This window comes from Dyadobacter sp. CECT 9275, from assembly GCF_907164905.1.
GTDB lineage: Bacteria > Bacteroidota > Bacteroidia > Cytophagales > Spirosomataceae > Dyadobacter > Dyadobacter helix.
Map to the genome: position 1 here is coordinate 1,320,564 of NZ_CAJRAF010000002.1, position 17,982 is coordinate 1,338,545.

The 17,982-nt window shown below is 45.3% G+C and carries 12 protein-coding genes; 4 read left to right on the forward strand and 8 right to left on the reverse strand.

Annotated features, from left to right (window positions below; translation table 11 throughout):
* The first annotated feature begins 91 nt into the window (after positions 1-91).
* The gene (locus KOE27_RS13620) at positions 92-1,342 is read left to right on the forward strand and encodes an outer membrane beta-barrel protein (protein ID WP_215239411.1); all 1,251 of its coding nucleotides are present in this window, start codon (positions 92-94) and stop codon (positions 1,340-1,342) included.
* A gap of 14 nt (positions 1,343-1,356) precedes the next feature.
* Here the strand turns inward: KOE27_RS13620 and KOE27_RS13625 are convergent, their stop codons facing one another.
* The 4 genes from KOE27_RS13625 to KOE27_RS13640 form a co-directional block, all read right to left on the reverse strand.
* Positions 1,357-2,922, reverse strand: a complete 1,566-nt coding sequence (locus tag KOE27_RS13625) for an FG-GAP repeat domain-containing protein (protein ID WP_215239412.1) — start codon at positions 2,920-2,922, stop codon at positions 1,357-1,359.
* Positions 2,923-3,080: 158 nt separating this feature from the next.
* The gene (locus KOE27_RS13630; protein WP_215239413.1) at positions 3,081-4,658 is read right to left on the reverse strand and encodes a carbohydrate-binding domain-containing protein; all 1,578 of its coding nucleotides are present in this window, start codon (positions 4,656-4,658) and stop codon (positions 3,081-3,083) included.
* Positions 4,659-4,844: 186 nt separating this feature from the next.
* Positions 4,845-7,679 (reverse strand): PVC-type heme-binding CxxCH protein, encoded by a 2,835-nt coding sequence (locus KOE27_RS13635; protein WP_229252968.1) that lies wholly within the window; start codon positions 7,677-7,679, stop codon positions 4,845-4,847.
* 153 nt (positions 7,680-7,832) lie between these two features.
* Positions 7,833-8,621 (reverse strand): tryptophan-rich sensory protein, encoded by a 789-nt coding sequence (locus KOE27_RS13640; protein WP_215239415.1) that lies wholly within the window; start codon positions 8,619-8,621, stop codon positions 7,833-7,835.
* A 590-nt stretch (positions 8,622-9,211) separates the two neighbouring features.
* Between KOE27_RS13640 and KOE27_RS13645 the strand changes: the two genes are divergently transcribed.
* Both KOE27_RS13645 and KOE27_RS13650 read left to right on the forward strand, forming a co-directional pair.
* On the forward strand, positions 9,212-12,592 hold the full coding sequence (locus tag KOE27_RS13645) for a SusC/RagA family TonB-linked outer membrane protein (protein WP_215239416.1): 3,381 nt from the start codon (positions 9,212-9,214) through the stop codon (positions 12,590-12,592).
* An 18-nt stretch (positions 12,593-12,610) separates the two neighbouring features.
* Entirely contained in the window at positions 12,611-14,152 is a 1,542-nt protein-coding gene (locus KOE27_RS13650; RefSeq protein WP_215239417.1) for a SusD/RagB family nutrient-binding outer membrane lipoprotein, read from the forward strand.
* Between the two features lie 213 nt (positions 14,153-14,365).
* Here KOE27_RS13650 and KOE27_RS13655 read toward each other — a convergent pair whose 3' ends face one another.
* The 3 genes from KOE27_RS13655 to KOE27_RS13665 form a co-directional block, all read right to left on the reverse strand.
* Positions 14,366-14,851, reverse strand: a complete 486-nt coding sequence (locus KOE27_RS13655; protein ID WP_215239418.1) for a hypothetical protein — start codon at positions 14,849-14,851, stop codon at positions 14,366-14,368.
* A gap of 3 nt (positions 14,852-14,854) precedes the next feature.
* Positions 14,855-15,487 carry a hypothetical protein gene (locus KOE27_RS13660; protein WP_215239419.1) on the reverse strand — a complete coding sequence of 211 codons (633 nt, stop codon included), beginning with the start codon at positions 15,485-15,487 and terminating at the stop codon, positions 14,855-14,857.
* 92 nt (positions 15,488-15,579) lie between these two features.
* Positions 15,580-15,807 carry a hypothetical protein gene (locus tag KOE27_RS13665; protein WP_215239420.1) on the reverse strand — a complete coding sequence of 76 codons (228 nt, stop codon included), beginning with the start codon at positions 15,805-15,807 and terminating at the stop codon, positions 15,580-15,582.
* On the opposite strand from KOE27_RS13665, the gene KOE27_RS13670 reads away from it, so the two are divergent.
* Positions 15,806-15,949, forward strand: coding sequence for a hypothetical protein (locus KOE27_RS13670; RefSeq protein ID WP_215239421.1), 144 nt, complete (start codon positions 15,806-15,808; stop codon positions 15,947-15,949). The genes KOE27_RS13665 and KOE27_RS13670 overlap by 2 nt on opposite strands.
* A gap of 1,008 nt (positions 15,950-16,957) precedes the next feature.
* On the opposite strand, the gene KOE27_RS13675 is transcribed toward KOE27_RS13670, so the two are convergent.
* Complete coding sequence (locus tag KOE27_RS13675) at positions 16,958-17,599, reverse strand: hypothetical protein (RefSeq protein ID WP_215239422.1); 642 nt, start codon at positions 17,597-17,599, stop codon at positions 16,958-16,960.
* Positions 17,600-17,982 lie beyond the last annotated feature (383 nt).

Consider the following 17,982-nt stretch of genomic DNA (forward strand, 5'->3'; position numbering starts at 1 on the left):
GTTGGCTTGCCTATTTTTTTGGAATATAACGAATGTGTCCTTTGGTTAATTCTCCAATGTTCTCTACTTTGCCTATGTAAACACACCTCAGATGAATAAATTTCTCTCAGTATTTTTTTTAAACCTGTTCGCTACGGTTTCGATTGTTTTGGCTCAGGAGAATTTCCAGCCAGGTTACATGATTTCGTATACCGGTGATACCCTCAAAGGTTTCATCGATTATCGAAACTGGGTTATCAATCCTGACCAGATTGCGTTCAAAAAAACACCTGTATCCGAAGCCAGTGTTCATCTTGTGGAAGAAATAAAAGGCTTCTCTGTCAACAATGAAACATACGAGAAGGCGACCGTACAGCATGACATCAACCCCACACGTACCGAGGATCTGACCTATTCACCGGTTCCCAAATACGAAAAGCGAACCTTCTTGCTGATGGTTCTCTATCGCGGGCAGAAGAGTCTGTATTTTTTAAGGGACAGAGATAAACGGGTAAGCCTTTACATCAAAAACGAGGCAGGGGAATTCGTTCTTCTGGTCAGATATCGATACAGGGTGGAAGGAGGTAACGTTATTACCAGTTCGATGTATAAAGATCAGTTAGGTGCCTATCTTAATGACTGCCAGGCCGCTGCCAGGAAAATAAAATTATTGACTTATTCCGAAATATCCGTCGGCAAACTCTTTAAAGAATATTACACGCGCTGTAGCCAGCTGGAAGCAGTTTCCGTCACAGTTCCTGAGAAGCCCGGATTTGAATTTGGTGTTACCGCCGGAGCTACCGTTACCACGCTGAAATTCAGAGGAGATACGGATCTGGACCGTTTAAAATTTGATCCATCTCTCAGGCCCGCCGCCGGTATATATCTCAATGTAACAGTGCCACGGAACAATCGACGTCTTTCCATTTACAACGAGTTAATACTCAGTAATTATTCGTTGGCAAGTTACAGTTTGACTCCAGTGATTGGCGGAGCGCAAACGAGAACGGACCGCACGATAGGAATGAGTTATATCAAATTGACAAATTTATTGCGCTATCAGTTTTCGGCCGGGAAGGTGAAGTTTTTTGTCAATGGTGGCATTTCCAATGGTCTTGCTGTCAGCGAAACCAATAAGGAACGACTGGAAAACATTACCAGCTCGGGCAGTATTGTTCATGAAAACAAATTCCTGTCAAGAACCCGAAAATATGAGCAGGGATGGGTTGTAGGTGTGGGTGGCAGGGCCGGAAAAATTTCTCTCGAATTACGCAGAGAGGCAAGCAACGGCATGTCGGCATTTGGAGATCTTAATTCATCCGTAACCAGATATTTTCTTTTGCTTGGCTATCAGTTTCATTAAATGAGTCATGTCGCTCACTTCTTTTGATTGGTCAGCACCATCAACTGCGGAAACGATGTCACGCCCTGAAAAATCAGTTTGGTCATTTCGCCGATGGTTTGAAAATAGGAGCCGAGTACTATATCCAAATCGCCATCCTTGTCAAAATCGGCAACCTCCATCGTCATCCATTTCCCCGAAACCGCCATCGGCGTTGAAAAAGCCTTGAAGTTCATTTTTCCTTCATTTGAAAGATAAAGAAACCCGTGCTGTGGATTGTTAAGGTCTGAGTAGAAAGAGGTAGCCGCTATATCAAGGTCTCCATCGTTGTCAAAATCTCTGGCAACTGCTTTGCTGGCGCCGTAAAGCGGGTAAAACCAGGCCTCCCTAAAGTTATCCCGGCCATCGTTCAGGTAAATCCTTACACCATGATAATTTTTTGCAATAGCGGAATAATCCCAGTTGTCGCCATTGGTAAGCAGTATATCCTGAAAGCCATCTTTGTTGAAGTCGGCGAGTTCGAAGTAACTCGTTCCGTATGACGGCGGAAACTGTAGTACTACCTTCTCCCTGAACTTTCCATTGCCGAGATTGTAAAAAATAGAGACCTGCTCCCGGGCCTGGGCCATCAGGGCGATCACGTCAGGCTTTTTGTCCTTGTTAATGTCCAGTATCTCTGTTCTTCTGGCACCAGGGAGGGCTTTCAGAATGTTTTCCTTCGAAGGATCAAAACCATTGTACCAAAATAACTTTCCCGAATTGTTTCCAAAGCCTGCTATCACCACATCTTCTTTCCCATCCATATTCAAATCTCCGGTTGAGAATTGAACGGGCCGGGGTAGTGACTGAATGTTCACGGTTGCCGCCGATTTACCGGCTCTGTCAAGCGACATGAGCCGCCCGAGTTTCTGTTCGGAAGGGCTAAAAATACCAATTGTGAGAAGTCTCGGCGGCGCGTTTTTAGGGAAGTCAATATCTACGGGCGCTGTGTCCACCCACCAGGTGTCTTTCAGTTGAAATTGACTGTCCAGTACATAAAGTGCCTGCTGATCATCTCCGACATACAACTGCGACGTTCCCGGGTCAAATTTGAGCATCGTCGTTTTGGGCGCACTTTTATCTCCTATGGTAATATGCGCTGTTTTAAATAAGGGTAAAGTATCTGCAACGGCAGGAATACTTTTTTGTGGCAACGGTTCTTCGGGGGCTTCTTTTTCGTAATAAGCGACAATTTTTTCCCAGGCCTCCTCAGACAGCATGGCCGTTTCGGGATATACATTGAGCTCCCGCATAAGCTTTTCCTCACCAGCGGGCTGGCCGACGTACGGGTCTTCGCCAGGTTTTCTGACACCGAGACGAAGCGCCATGTTGGGCAGCACTCTGCCCACCCAGGTTTTTTTATCCAGTAAATCGGGGGCAGGAAAAAGGTGGCAGCCCGCACAGTACTGCATCGCCAGCTTTTTCCCATCCATGGTTGAATCTGCCTGTAACGACAGTTCGGTATGAGAAACGGGTAAGCTTTCTTCATTCCCCTGTTTTACGGAAAGGGAGGTAACCCAAACACAAAAAAATATTGCGGCACCGGCTCTGAATATCAGCATTGTTTATCTTATAAAGCGGCTGCCAGAATGCTCCCGGCAGCCGTAATGTTTACAAACTTCAAATCATACAATCTCATGCTTCATACCAGCCCTGATCAGGTCATTTTCGTAGGTTAACGAAAGCACCTTCCTATATATCTTTCCATTTACCAAACCCGCTACAACCCCTGGCTCCCGCTCACTTTGGTAACCATGCTGCTGGTAGTGAATGTCGAAGCCTGCGTTCCCCGGGTATAAATACCGCTGGTGTACAGTCCGTTCAAATTAGCGCCACCGCTTACACTTCCTCCGGTATATAACTTATAGGCTGTTCCAACTTTCAGTTTGGGGCTAGAAAAGAGCATGGTGGCGTAAGTTCTCGGGATGAGAAAAGTCAGCGTTTCTGCTCCGTCACCGGATGCTATATGTACCAGTTGATTCATGGTTCCTCCCCCAAGTATCACGGATGCCTGCGTACTTACGTTTGCTGTTGGCGTGCTGGTGGCACCGCCAATCCCGACGATGGTCCCCCCGGTAATTTTGAAAGTGTTGCGGTCGCAGTCAAACCCTTCCTCTGGCGCTGTAGAACCTACTGAAACCGTCTTTCCGCCGGTAACGGTTATCTTTCCGTTAGAATCAATTCCGTCGTTAGAGGTACTGTATGCATAGGTATTTCCGCCATTGATATAAATAAATGAACCTGCATTTATTCCGTCGTCTTTTGCGCTGACGCTGATATTGCCGTTATTAATGGTGATCACACTTTTACTTTCAATTCCCTCCCCTGCTGACGAAGTAACTTTTATTGTACCTCCGTTGATGGTCAAGTACGGGTCTATGGTATCATCGGTATCCCATGCAGCAGAGATACCTTTATCCACCACATTGATGGTGAAGTTGCCGTTATTGATCACAATGTAACCTTCCTCGCACTGGATACCATCTCCGGACGTAGTGATATTCAGTGTACCCCCGTCGGCAATAAAAGCATCATTGGTATGGATTCCGTCAGAGGTAGCGGCTGTTACCGTAATATTACCGCTGATTACCCGCACATAATCGTCGCTTGCAATGGCATGTTTGTAATTACCCTTGATACTCACGCTTCCGTTTCCGGAAAAAATCAGCTGTCCCTCACTAAAAAAGGTGGCTTTCATATCTTCTTCTCCGCTGGGGGTATAGGTCGCTGCGTCTGCGAGGGTATTGGAGGTATTATCCGCCAGTACCACAAAGGCCCTTTTGCTGGATTGTACATTAATAGCCGGTCCATCATTGTTGGTGATGTTCACACCGTTCAGGGTAAGTTTGAATTTTTTATCACTGTAAATTTTAACAGAACCGTTGGTGGTGGTACCCGACAGTACGTATTCAACCTCGGCAATGGTAGCGTTCACCACCACATCCCCGTTGGTTTCTGTTACCGAAACACCAGCACCAGCAGCCGGATTGGAAATGGCAACGGTACTTCCGAAACTGATCGTTACCACAGTTGAAAAGGTACTGCTGTCAAGAAGATCATCCGCATTTGCTGCTGTATCCGTATTACCCTCCGCAGCAGCCGAAGAAGTGGTGGTACTGTCGATCACTATGGAATTTTCTGATGTACTTTCATCTCCCGGTGTAACATCCTCCTTTTCTTTGGAGCACGACATCACCGTAGCTAAAGTAATACAATAAAAAACGAAAAGGAATATTTTCCCGAAACTTGCTATCCTAACGGGAATGGATAGCTGGCAGATTTTTAAGAATGGTGTCATTTTCTTGATGTTTTGAAATAGATGGTGCAACCTCTGATTAACCAACCTTACGCCAGGGCAGTGAATAATGATGCAACCTCATTTCAATTAACGGGGAGTGGCGATCAGCAGCGCTGGTGGGCGTAGCGATCCACAACCTGTAAAAACCCAACCTATAAAAACACCCAGACTTATGTCTTACACCGTCTACTCTTCCAGCACCTTTCCAATCAGCATCAGATTCTCATGATTCTCATGCGAATGATCCATTTTCCCCAGCTTGTCGTTCAGTTCCTTCAATACCTTTTTAGATTCGTCCGTGCCAATTGCCCCCACACGTTGAATGGTATACGGCAGTATCTTTGGCAATTTTGCTCTTTCGGCCATTTGCAGAGCCCGTTTCATATCCAGCGCCGCAAGCGGTTCCGCTGCATACCATACCATCAGAGGCAAATTATGATCGTCTTTATCTTCAGATTTCTGTGCGAGCGCATCCACAACCTCCCATCTCTGCCCCGGGTCCAGGCGCAGCATCGCCGAAGCGAGGTACAATCTTACCAAGGCAGAAGTATCGTTCTGAGCCAGTTCGGTAAATCTTTTCAGTGTTGCGGGAGAAACGGTCTTGTTTTCGGTCAGCAACTGGATGGCCCAGCTTTTCATATACTCGTTTTCATGGCTGAGCAAATCCGTCAAATCCTTTTCAGTAAGTCCTTTGGTAACATGCAACGTCCATAGCGCCCGCAGCTTACGGGTCGGGTCGGGATTGGAGTTAAGTATCTGCTTCAATGCTTTATGTACCTTTTTATTCGGGCCGCGTTCCTGCAAAATGGTCCGGGCCTGCCGCACATACCACTCGTTGGCATTTAACTGATAATTCACCAGTTCCATATCCGAAGCCTTTGACAGATCTACTTTAACCCATTTATCATTTTCGTGGGTGATCTTAAAAATCCTTCCCATCGTTTTATTGTGCACGTCCGGATTTGAACTGTGACACTGATTTTTATCGTACCAGTCAATTGCATATACTGACCCGCTCGGATCATATTTCATGTTCAGCCATTGCGACCATGAATCATTCATGGCCAGAAAATCTGTTTTATGTGTAGCCTCGTAACCAGACCCGCTCCGCTCAAAGTGATCCACGTTAAGCCGGGCACCGTTAATGTTATTCATAAAAATCTCGTTGCGGTACTCCTTCGGCCAGGTATCCCCTCCCAGATAAATCATCGCTCCGGCATGGGCATGTCCGCCGCCAGCAGATGCCGACCTGAAATTCCCTGCATGTGGTCCCCGTTCACCTACCCAATGCACATGATCGGCAATGGTCTTGATATCATCATAAGTGTATGGATTGAAATGCTTCCCGGCCTGCCGCTGATACCGAGCCCCCTGGATGATGTGATACATGTGCGGGATCACGCAAACCGTGATAAAGGGATGTCCGTAATCATTAAAATCAATTCCCCAGGGATTACTGGACCCTTCCGCAAAAACCTCAAACTGATGGGTGGTCGGGTGATATCTCCATACACCGGCGTTTATTTTGGTCCGTTCAGCATCCGAGGCGCCTGGTTTGCCAACATTAGAATGGGTGAATACCCCATGTGTACCATATAACCAGCCGTCGGGCCCCCATCTGAGATTGTTGAGTACTTCATGCGTATCATGCACACCCCATCCGTCAAGGAGTTTCTGAGGGGGACCAGCAGGTTGGTCCGTTTTGGCATCAACCGGAATAAACAAGAGATACGGAGCAGCTCCCAGCCAAACACCTCCCATCCCCACTTCAATCCCGCTGACGAGGTTCAGGCCTTCGGCAAACACCTTTCGTTTGTCCAGAGTACCGTCACCATCAGTATCTTCAAAAATCAGGATCCGGTCGCGGCCCTGCCCCTCGGGTGCAGGCACCGGATAGGTATGCCCTTCCACCACCCAAAGTCTCCCTTTTGCATCCAGCGTAAAACTTATCGGACGGATAATATCCGGTTCCGCAGCTGCAAGCGTTACTTTGAAACCTTTGGGAGGCGTCATTACCTTGGCCGCTTCCAGACCCGAAAGTCCTGCATGCAACACAGGATCCAGTGGAGGAAGGATAATAATATCTTTTTGTTTCAGTTCGTTTGGGAAATCCGGACGAGTGGGGTAAAACAGGAAGTCATCAAAATTAATGTGCGCCCATTTGTCGTTGGCTATGTATGGAATCTGCGAAATACCCGTTTCGTTGTCGATGATACGAATAAAAATATCCTTGTTTAAATACGGCTGCAGATCAACAACAGCAGGCTGCAGCGTAGCACGGCCCTGGCCTGTGATATGATAAATGATCTGATCGGTACCTGCCAGCACCAGTTCCACGCGGGTATCCTGTAACGCTCCGCCCGATACTCTGAAAGCCGCAAAAGGCTGGGTAACCCGAAAAGGCACGGAAGTTAAAGTTCCCGTAAGTTTATAGTGAAGAGTTCCGCCACTGCTCAGGAAATATTTGCCCTCGAAACCGATATTCATTTCCTTTTCATGAACAGGCGAAGGATCCTGACTAAAAAGCGGATTGGCAAAAGCCTCGCCAGTAGCTGTCCAGTCTTTTAAGGTACCCGTTTCAAAATTAAGATTTAACGGTTTTCCATCTTTTAAAGGCAATTGCCCGGCAATGGTGACATCGGATATTACCCCTTCGACTACTTCGAAGCTTCCGACCATCCCTGCCGCCCGGTGCCCCGGTACTGAGCAAAAATAGGTATCACTCTGCTCCGCTTTGAAAGTAATACTGGTACTGGCACCCTTTTCCAGAATCGTTTTGCTTTTGATACCGAGCTTTTCCAGCGCAATATCATGGGTCATGATCTCACCATTGGTGATCCTGATACGTACAAGCTCACCCTTTTTTGCTTTTAACGTAGGATTACGCGTACCATCTTTAGCAAAGAAACCGAGCATGGTAGCTTCCAGGGCATAATCACGATCAAATTTACCAGTGTCTTGTACCGGGATTTTTTTAGACTGTTGCGCCAGAACACCGAACCCGGAAGTTGCCCAGATCATGCAAAACAACAGGATGCGAAAACGGAATGAAGGGATCATATATCAAATAACATTTGAGGATATCGAATTAAATTTCTGAGGAAAAAGACCAATAGGTATAGGTTATACTTACTTGCCCCTGTCCACACCAGTATCGCACCCTTTTCCTGTTACCTAGAATGTTTTATTTCCGACAATAAAATGATTGCCCCTGTTGCGATAACCATGCACCGCCGTACTCAGCAAAAGAATTGCCGAAGCGGCTAAGGAAGCGTAAACAACCGCCTGCTCTTCCCCCTTATTGGCTACTCCTACAGCAATGAGTGCCCAAACACCCACCGAGGCCGATTCCCTCATATTTCTATTCCAGGTCAGAAACAAATTAACGACCATTGCAATAAAAATCATGACGATTGTCCAGCTGACCTGAGAAATACCAAATCCCGCCCACTGGATCTTGGTAAGATAAGCCGCTACATTGGCAATTAAAGCCACACAAATCCAGCCAAGATAAATGGCAAAAGGCCACCATTCCAGGGCAATCTGCTTCAGCGTAATCAGGTCCAGCTCCATCCGGGTCCGTTTCACGATCAGTATCAGATTAGCAAGCAGTATGATCATAATCAGCACCGAGGTACCTGTATATTCATAAAGCCAGGCCAGCACCCAGAAGCAATTGGCGGCACAGGAAGCCACATAACTCCAGCCGATCCGCCCTACAATGGCGGGCACCTCCGACGAGCTTAAAAGCCCTCTGGACTGGTGGATAACAAAAGCGGCTAGTCCCAGGTAGATCAGCCCCCAGATGGCAAATGCATATCCTGCGGGCGTAAATAAGTTCTGATAAGAAGCGGAAACCGTTGCCATGGTCTTACCATTGAAAATACCGGTATTGGATAGGTAATTAATAATGATGGTCACGATCAGTGCCATCACATTGGATCGTTGCAGTGTTTTTTTCATAAGTTTTGTCTGCTGGTCAGTTTTCAAACTTCTTCGTCAACCAAGGGCCTTTGGTATCCCAAGATAGCAAGATAGTCAGTATACTTCTATTAAAACTGTACCCGTGCGTTCAAAATAACAAATGCACAGTTGCGTGGCAATATCCCAGCCGTTATGACCCCGCTTCCGGTGGTCCTTCATTTTTCCATCACCGCTCCCTACCCCAACTCAAAAGTTAAATATTAATTAACATTTAAATAATAAAGACCGGGACATTTGTCTCTATTTTTACATGTTTAATTTTGATTAATCTAAAATAGTTAAATATTTATAAACAAAAAACAGCTTCTAACAAAATATTCTATATATTTATGGATTGATATATAGAATATTACAAATCAACATACACATTGCTATGTATAATTCTACTTTACTTAAAATTTTAACACTATCCCCTGAAAGGACTCAGTTATCAGAAAAGTGTTCAGTATAAGTTTACCAAACTCACCTATATATTGACTAATTTCTCTTTTACAACCTTACCCTCCGACGGGCATGCATACCACGGCTTTTGGAATGAATACACAATTAAACAATAACATATGAAACCGATGTCTACTAAACCCATCTTGTTAATGCGGTATGGACTGATCGCCTTTGGCATGATGATCAGCAGCCCTGCCACACTGCTGGCCGGAAATGAAATGAACGGAGCTCCTTCGAAAAAGAGTTTCCCGACAGAAAATGCAAGCAAATTATCAGCAACACAACAGACTGATCCGGATCAGAAACCGGCAAAAAATTCAGCTGCCATTGACGTAAGCGGCAAGGTTACGGACAGCAAGGGAGGGATTTTGCCCGGCGTGAATGTCATTGTAAAAAACAGCCAGAAGGGAACGTCAACAGATAGCGAGGGAGCCTTCCGGATCAGTGTTGATTCGGAGTCGGATGTACTTGTATTTTCCTTTATCGGATACAAAACCCAGCAGGTAGTAGTTGGGAACAGAAAACAGATTTCGGTCATTCTTGAAGATGACACCAACGTTCTGGACGAAGTGGTCGTTACCGCGCTGGGTATATCCCGGGAAAAGAAATCACTCGGTTATGCCACCCAGAAAATCAACGGAGACATCATCAACGAATCTCCTGCTACGAATTTCGTAAATAACCTTTCCGGAAAAGTAGCTGGTGTCAATATCAGCGGAGCAGGCGGTGTAGGGTCTTCTTCCAGGATCACCATCCGGGGCGAATCTTCTCTTTCCCTGATGAGCAATCAGCCGTTATTTATTATTGACGGTGTGCCGGTTGGCAATGACGGCACCAACAACAGCGGCAGTGCAGATTACGGCAACAGTGCGTCGGAAATCAATCCGGCGGATATCGAATCCATCAACGTGTTGAAAGGCCCGGCAGCGGCAGCCCTATACGGCTCCCGAGCCGCACGCGGAGCCATCGTCATCGTTACTAAAAAAGGAAGTAACCGCAAAGGATTGGGCGTAAGCTTTAATTCCTATCTGTTTGTGGAAGAAGTAGGACGTCTCCCCAAGTTCCAGAACGACTTCGGCCAGGGAAACAACGGAAAATATGAAGGCTCCAACTTCGGAGCGAGCTGGTCGGCATACCCCAACGGGGATAACGATGATTATGATGAAAGCTGGGGCCCCAGAATGAACATTGGTACCACCGAGGCCCAGTTTGACTCTCCCACCACGAACGGGTTCCGCGGCGGTGACGTCTCTATCGCTAACAGAGGAGATATTATCAGGACACCCTGGGTTTCTCAACCGAACAACATCAAAGATTTCTTCACACGCGGGAGCAAGTACTACAACAACCTTGCCTTTACAGGCGGAAACGAAAACGGCGATTACCGCCTTTCTCTTACCTCTTTAAATGAAAAGGGTGTAATACCCAACAATAACCTGAACCGCTACCAGGTAAGCCTCAACAGCAGCTACAAGCTGACGAAGAAACTTACGTCTTCTATCAATATCAATTACGTTAAACAGGGCAGCGACAACCGCCCCGATAACGGATACGGACGGAATACGTTCATGTATTTCTTTACCTGGATGGGTCGTAACGTAAACATCAACAGCCTGAAAAACTACTGGCAACCTGGCTTGGAAGGGGTACGCCAGTTTCAGTATAACTATGGTGAAAATCACAACAACCCGTTTTTCCTTCAGTATGAAAACACGAAAGGACAGAACAAAGACAGGGTTTATGGCAATATCGCACTGGAATATGCCTTTGATGACCACCTGAAAATCAAGTTGCGTTCGGCCGCGGATCTTTACAACGATTTCCGTCCTATGCAATGGGCTGTCAGTACGGTAGATGTTGAAAGCGGCAGCTACTCCTATACTTCTATCAAGAGCGAAGAACGCAATACCGATTTCCTTCTGACCTATTCCAACACGATTAAGCAGGGCGATTTTGGGTATACGTTTTCATTCGGTGGTAACCGTTTTGACAACAACGGGCATAGCGAGTCATCAACAGCTCCGCAATTACTGATCCCAGGCATTTACACCATCCAGAATACCGCCAGCCCGTTGAACGGCAGTTCAAGCAGATACAAGAAAAGAATTAACAGCCTTTACGGTGTAGCCAATTTTAATTATAAAGACCTGGTATACCTGGACATCAACGCCCGTAACGACTGGTCGAGTACCCTTCCCAAAGGCCACAATTCTTATTTTTATCCTTCTGTCGGTGTAAATACCAATCTTAAAAGCATACTGAATCTTCCTAAACTCATCAGCCAGGCCCAGCTAAGAGGTAGCTGGGCACAGGTTGGAAATGACACAGGCCCCTACTCTATTTACAATACCTATGGAAACGCCAGCCCATGGGGCAATAACTATGCACTGGTGGGCCCCGGCTCATTGCTGAACCCGAACCTGAAACCCGAGATCACGTCAACGTATGAGTTCGGAGCAGCGGTAGGCTTCCTGAACAACCGTCTGGGACTGGATGTAACCTATTACGACATCCGCTCCAAAAATCAGATCATCAGCCTGCCGCTGGTGCAGAGCTCCGGTGCAACATCCAAGCAAATCAATGCTGGAGAAATCAAAAATACCGGTGTTGAAATTATGATCAATGCAACGCCGGTCAGCACCTCAAATTTCAAGTGGAATTTAAATGTCAACTGGTCACATAATACAGGTAAGATCGTCTCCCTGACCAGCGAAGTGGACAAAATTGTACAAGCTGCCCCTGGCGAGGACGCCTCCATACAAGCCCGTGTAGGAGAGAAAATGGGTGCTATCTGGGGCCCCGGCTACCAACGCGTTGCAGACGGACCTATGAAAGGGGAAATCATTATTTTCAAAGATGCCTACCCCCGGCCCACCACGCAGGATATACATTTAGGAAATTATAACCCCGACTGGATCGCAGGATTTTACAACCAGTTCACCTACAAAAATTTCAGTCTGAACTTCATGTTTGGCGGACAGTATGGCGGCAAGTTCATCTCCCGTTTCTACAACAAGGCGGCAGGCGCCGGCCAGTTGGAAGAAAGCGCCATGGGGCGGTCAGCGCGTGCGCCGGGTACCGAGTACAGCTCCCCTTACTACATTCCGGGTGCTGCACAAATGGATGACGGCAGCTACCAACCCAACAACACCAGCACCGACGGAACCTACAGCAAAGGCGTTTACGGAACCAACGCCCGTTATTTCATCAAAAAACCGCTGGATCACATTTCCGAAGCACAGCTGTTCAGTTCTACTTATTTTAAGCTGAGAGAATTGTCGTTCGGATATAGCCTGCCTACCAAATGGATCGGCGTGAAGTATATCAAAGCTGCAAAAATTTCAGTAACGGGCCGCAACCTGTGGCTGATCACCCCGAAAAGCAATAAGCATTTTGACCCGGAAGTTGCTACCGCAACAGCCGGAAACGGATTGATACCCGGTTTTGAAAACATGAGTACGCCTTCGACGCGGGAAATGGGTGTGAGTCTGAACCTGAATTTTTAACAGCAAAACTTTACAATCATGAAAAAGTTAAGTTATATACTAATCTTTGTCCTGCTGACTGTGGCGAGCTGCACAAAGGATTTTGAAGAGATCAATACCAATCCCAATTCTCCCGATAAAGTTTCAAATGCCGGATTGCTGTTGCCCAATCTGATCCGGGGAGCGGTAAACAACCACCTCGATAATTCCTATACCAGAGGAAGTATTGCTGCCAACCTGCTGGCCTCCGACTATGCCAGTAATTTCAGCAACTGGGCGCGTTCAGATGCAGGCAGTTATTTTTTCTGGAATTACTATGACTACATCCGCGACCTGAACGAAGTCATCAGTATTGCGGAAACCCAGGGCCAGAAGAATTACAAGGGAATTGCCCTGGTACTCCGTTCATGGATGTTCCAATGCCTGACGGACCTTTACGGCCCCATTCCGTTCCGTGAAGCGGCCAATGCAAAACTGTCGGGTATCAGTGCCCCCAAGTTTGAACAACAGGATGCCGTTTACGCCGGGTTACTTGCTGACCTGGAAGAAGCAAACAGCCTGCTCGGCAGCAGCAATGAGCCTGTGACGGGCGACATCCTGTACAGCGGAAATGTTGACAACTGGAAAAAATTCGCGAATAGCCTCCGGCTACGGCTTTTGCTCCGACAGTCCAAACGGGTTGATCCCACCACTGCAATGAAAGCCATCGTTGAAAACCCGACCAAATACCCTTTGTTCTCTTCCAACGCAGACCAGGCAGCCTTACAATATCTGGTCGACAGACCTTCAAACGAATCCCCTTTTTACCGGTCAGGAAATGGAGGAACAGGAACCAAGGTCAGCAAACAACTGATTGATTACCTGAAATCCCTTAATGACACCCGCTTGTATGCCTACGCGCTGCCCACTCCGGCCAGCAGCGCCACCGATGCCAACGGCGTCCGTCCCGACCCTAAGAATTTCGTTTACGCCGGCGACCTCAACGGAATCGGTAACTTCCCCGACAACAATGCAACATCTCCGTCGGGCATGCTTTGGATGTCTATCCAGTATGCTCCAGACCTGGCTTCCGCCACTGCAGGACAGGGCATTATCATCAGTTATTCCGAGGTGCAGTTCATCCTGGCCGAGGCCGCCGAAAAGGGCTACATTTCCGGTGGCTCTGCCGCAGCCGAAACCTATTACACAAACGGAATTAAGGATCAGTTCAAGTATTACAGCAGCCGTATTCCGGCCAACTACGCAACTTCCTACCTGAAACTGACGCCAGCCAGTATCGTTGCTCCCGACAGCTACTTTACCCAAAACGGCGTTGCCTATACCGGCACTCAGGCACAAAAACTCGAAAAAATCGCGCTGCAGAAATGGATCTCACTGTATCTGGTTGGTTTTGAAGCCTGGTCGGAATGGCGACGTACCGGATTCCCGGTGATTCCGGTTGGCCCCATTGGCCCAGGATACGTCCCCAGAAGAATCCTTTACCCTGCCGATGAACTCCGGATCAATGCCGCACATTACAACGAAGCAGTAGGATGGCTGGGAGCCGATGATTTAAAGTCGCACATCTGGTGGGACAAATAATGAGATAAGGAAATCGACTTAAAGCAACAAAGGGTTAAAAGGTTCTCACGGAGCAACCTTTTAACCCTTTCACTTTTCCTGACTTTTAAACCTTTACACCTCGAGAGTACCCGTATTTACAAAAATAACCAATCCCCGTTACCGGGAACGCCGCTGTTCCGGGTCATGTCCTTACCGGTGAGAAGACTTGGAATAACTTTGTCGACCCCAAAATTATGGCTTATACTTTTGAGCCTTTACGTTGAGCAGTTTTTCCAGCTTTTTAATTATTTCTTCATGGAAGCGGTTATCTATTCTTTTCTGTTCTGGCTCACGAAAACGGAAATCATCAACGGTACTCCATGAACTGCCATTATTTACGGCTCTAACAGAGATAACCAGTACGTCCTGGCTATCCATACTTCCTTCATAATAAGATACAAAATACATTTCTTCTGGTTGGTCTTCAAAATAGAAGATTTTCCCATTTAAAAATCCATACCCCCCCTGTTTCCAGTCATCAAGATGTACCCATTTCTCGGGAATCCGGCAATTAGGATTTTGAGTGTAAAGGTTTTCTATTCCTTTTTCCATCTGCATTTCGGAAATAGCGAAACTCCATTTCTGAAATGCACCCAGGGTACCAGCAATTTTATCAAGATTGCAACTTTTACTGTTACAACCCACTATCAAAATCATCAGAATCCAAATCTTCTTCATTGTTTAAGGTTTTATGGCTGACGCTCCCGGACCTGCTAATTTGACAGCTTCAACTAGTCCGTAAAATACTGTTTTAGGGGCAGCAAAGATCCCAAGTCCGACGGCGAATCCTGCCGCTTTAATTCGGGATATTGGATCCAATGCCGAGTTAGCCGCATTCATATTTTGCGTTAGGACAAAGCGCCAATCTGCTCCAATTACCTCTTTAGAAGTAAAAAGGCCCTCCGCGCCATGAACTCCCTTACTATCGTAATATTTATCGTGGGTGTATCCCGCAAGTTCAACCGGATTACGAGGCAAATAAGAATAATCGTCTTTTCCACTGTATTTTTTGGGATTATTCGGGCCATTGTAAGTGGTCCAAAGATAGTTGTGTCCAATACTCCTTGGATTCAATGCATTAGGTGTCAACCCTCCTTGCACATCATACCAGGCATTTTTAACGGATTCTTTGTCTGGGTACCATTCAATACCCAGACGCCCCCGATATCTCTTCTCCCGTACTTCCGAAACCAACTTTCCGCCGTTACTCATAGTACCACCAGCTTCTTTCATCTCACCTTCTGCAAAACCAACCATTTGTTCAGAAGATGGGTTGTTTCCAAAGACCAGCCTTTCAAAATTCAAATAACTCATGAACCTTTTAATATCTCCTTGATCTGTTGTGGTATATCTATTTGCAGTTTCCTCCCAGAGCCCAAACGGGTCAATATATTTAGCGGGATTATTTAGTACATACTGATAAGGAGACTGAGTATAGTCACCACTACTGACGGGATCCACCACCATCCACTCCCGATCGTCGGATCATACTGCCTTGCTCTGTAATCCAGCAACCCCGTTTCCGGCTGTTTTTCCTTTCCGTTATAAAGCGGAACGCCGCCCGGATACTTATTTGTACCAGCAGCCCTAGGAATCGCAAGACCAAAAGGCATATATTCCGTTTCCTGTACCATGGTACCGGATTCGTTCATCACCACTGGAACGCCAGCCCGGTCGCGTATTGCCGAGGTGATCTCTCAGGTAATACTCAAAACTGTAATCATTGCCATTATTAGTGATGTTGATCTGCCCTTCTTCGGTGGCGGAGGGATGTAGGCTCAGCTAAACTGTCCGCGTCAAGAGCTGAGTGATATAACCGTACCTGGCGAAAGGAACCGCTATTTGTCTATACCAACATGGTTCTTCCTTCGCTTGATCAAACAAGAGCAAAAAATTAAGGCAAAATAATGCTTTTTCCCATAGGACTCCGCACTCCCCACTATTTTGTCAGGCAGCCGCACAGATTGACTCAACAGCGGAGTGTAAAAACTTATAAAAAGCCCATCAACTGGACACGCTTCAAGAGCTTTTGATTTAAAACCTCATTCTGAATGACTCTAGCAAAATGCCATTTCTGGACAACCAAAGACTCTCTTAGCCCGATTAGTCAGTGAGTCGACACTTGGATAAACCCGAAGTTGGGAAACCGTTGAATAATAGATTTCTCATACATAAATCGAACTACCTAGGGATTATTTTTTCTGATATTATGGAAAGATGACTAAAAAAAAAACAAACACAATAGAATAAATATCACTATATTTTGATTTTTTACCTCAAGCCATTTTATTCTCTTTCTACTATAAATAATCAAAAAAACTTGAAGAAATAGAGCGGGCAAATACTGTAAAAATGAATAGGTGTAGTTATTGCCAATTCCCCAAGCAATGAATATCAACAAGATTGTTGCATATCTTAATAAAATGAATACAAATACATTTATAATGTAGTAAATTATTACACGAAAATTTTCCATATTAGTTTACCTTTACATCTATTCCATACTAACTTTTCATTTTCTTAACAAAATCATTTACAATATTATTATGTTATTCTGCATGCGCAGTTTGCTGCCAGTCGCGTCGTAGTGGTAGCTCCGAGTTTTGCTATAGACTGATATTTTTCGAAGGATATTCAGTATCTCAGCCCCCCCTGCCCGTTATTTAAAACACATTACTACCGCCAATTTCTCGTTTGTGAGCACACAAACGATGGCGGAAAAGTAGTTACCCATTGTTATATTCGAGGATCCCATCATATTTAAGTTTTCCGTTCAGTTGTGTCCTACTTTAAATCCTTCGGGAAAGGGTGGTCCCGCATATTGATTATTGGTCTTTTCATAAAGTTACCGTCAAAAAACACTGAGTCTGATCTGATCAATTTGATTATTTCCTTCCCAACACTATTCTCTGAGAATCGCCTAACCAAGCTGCCCGGCATTTCTCCTGTTGACATCATGACAATTCCAATTTGCGGAACATAGTAGGTTATTGATCCACCATGCGATTTACCGAAGAAATCATTGTCTACGGATTCATTAAACCTGTAGACCATGACATTTGAATCTTTGACAGAATATTTTTTAAGGCCGCTCAAGGATGTATTAGTTACGCTGTCATATGGAAATATCATATTAGTATGAAACAACGTATCGTCAAATGAAAAGCTAAGTATATAATTTTTATTATCTACGGATTCAAAAACACCTTTTTTTGATTCATAAATAAATATGGATTGTCGATATCTACTCGAAACAAGTTGAACTGAATCATTTATGGTTTTATGCAAGAAGTAAACTGAATCTGCGGATCGTACCGAGTTGTCTTCATCTATATAATCAAAAATCACTTTATTATCCTTTTCTATATTCTTGCAAGAAAGTAAAGCTAGTACGACTAAGGATAAATATTTCAGTAAATTTGTCATATACCTACTGGGGATTTTCTACCCCTTTTTAGCCTGTTTAGGTACTTTCATGGTATAGTCGACGCTTAGATAAACCCAATATTGACGCAAAGTAACTCTTGATATTATTGAATGACTGATGTTTACGCGTCCAGTTGTAGGCTAATTGAAAATCCTTATCTATAGCTGTCATTCCAGACCGCCAAAAACTGATAAACATAAATCATAATATATATCAACTTATATCTAACGAAGTCAAAAACTGGTTTAAATCTTTCATATAGTTTTTGATTTAGACTTTCTTTTCTAGAGTCGATATATGAATCCTGAAATTTACTCTCAAAATATAAAATAATTATACCAATGCTAAACATTAGAAGCCCAAAGAAATCGTTCCATTTCAT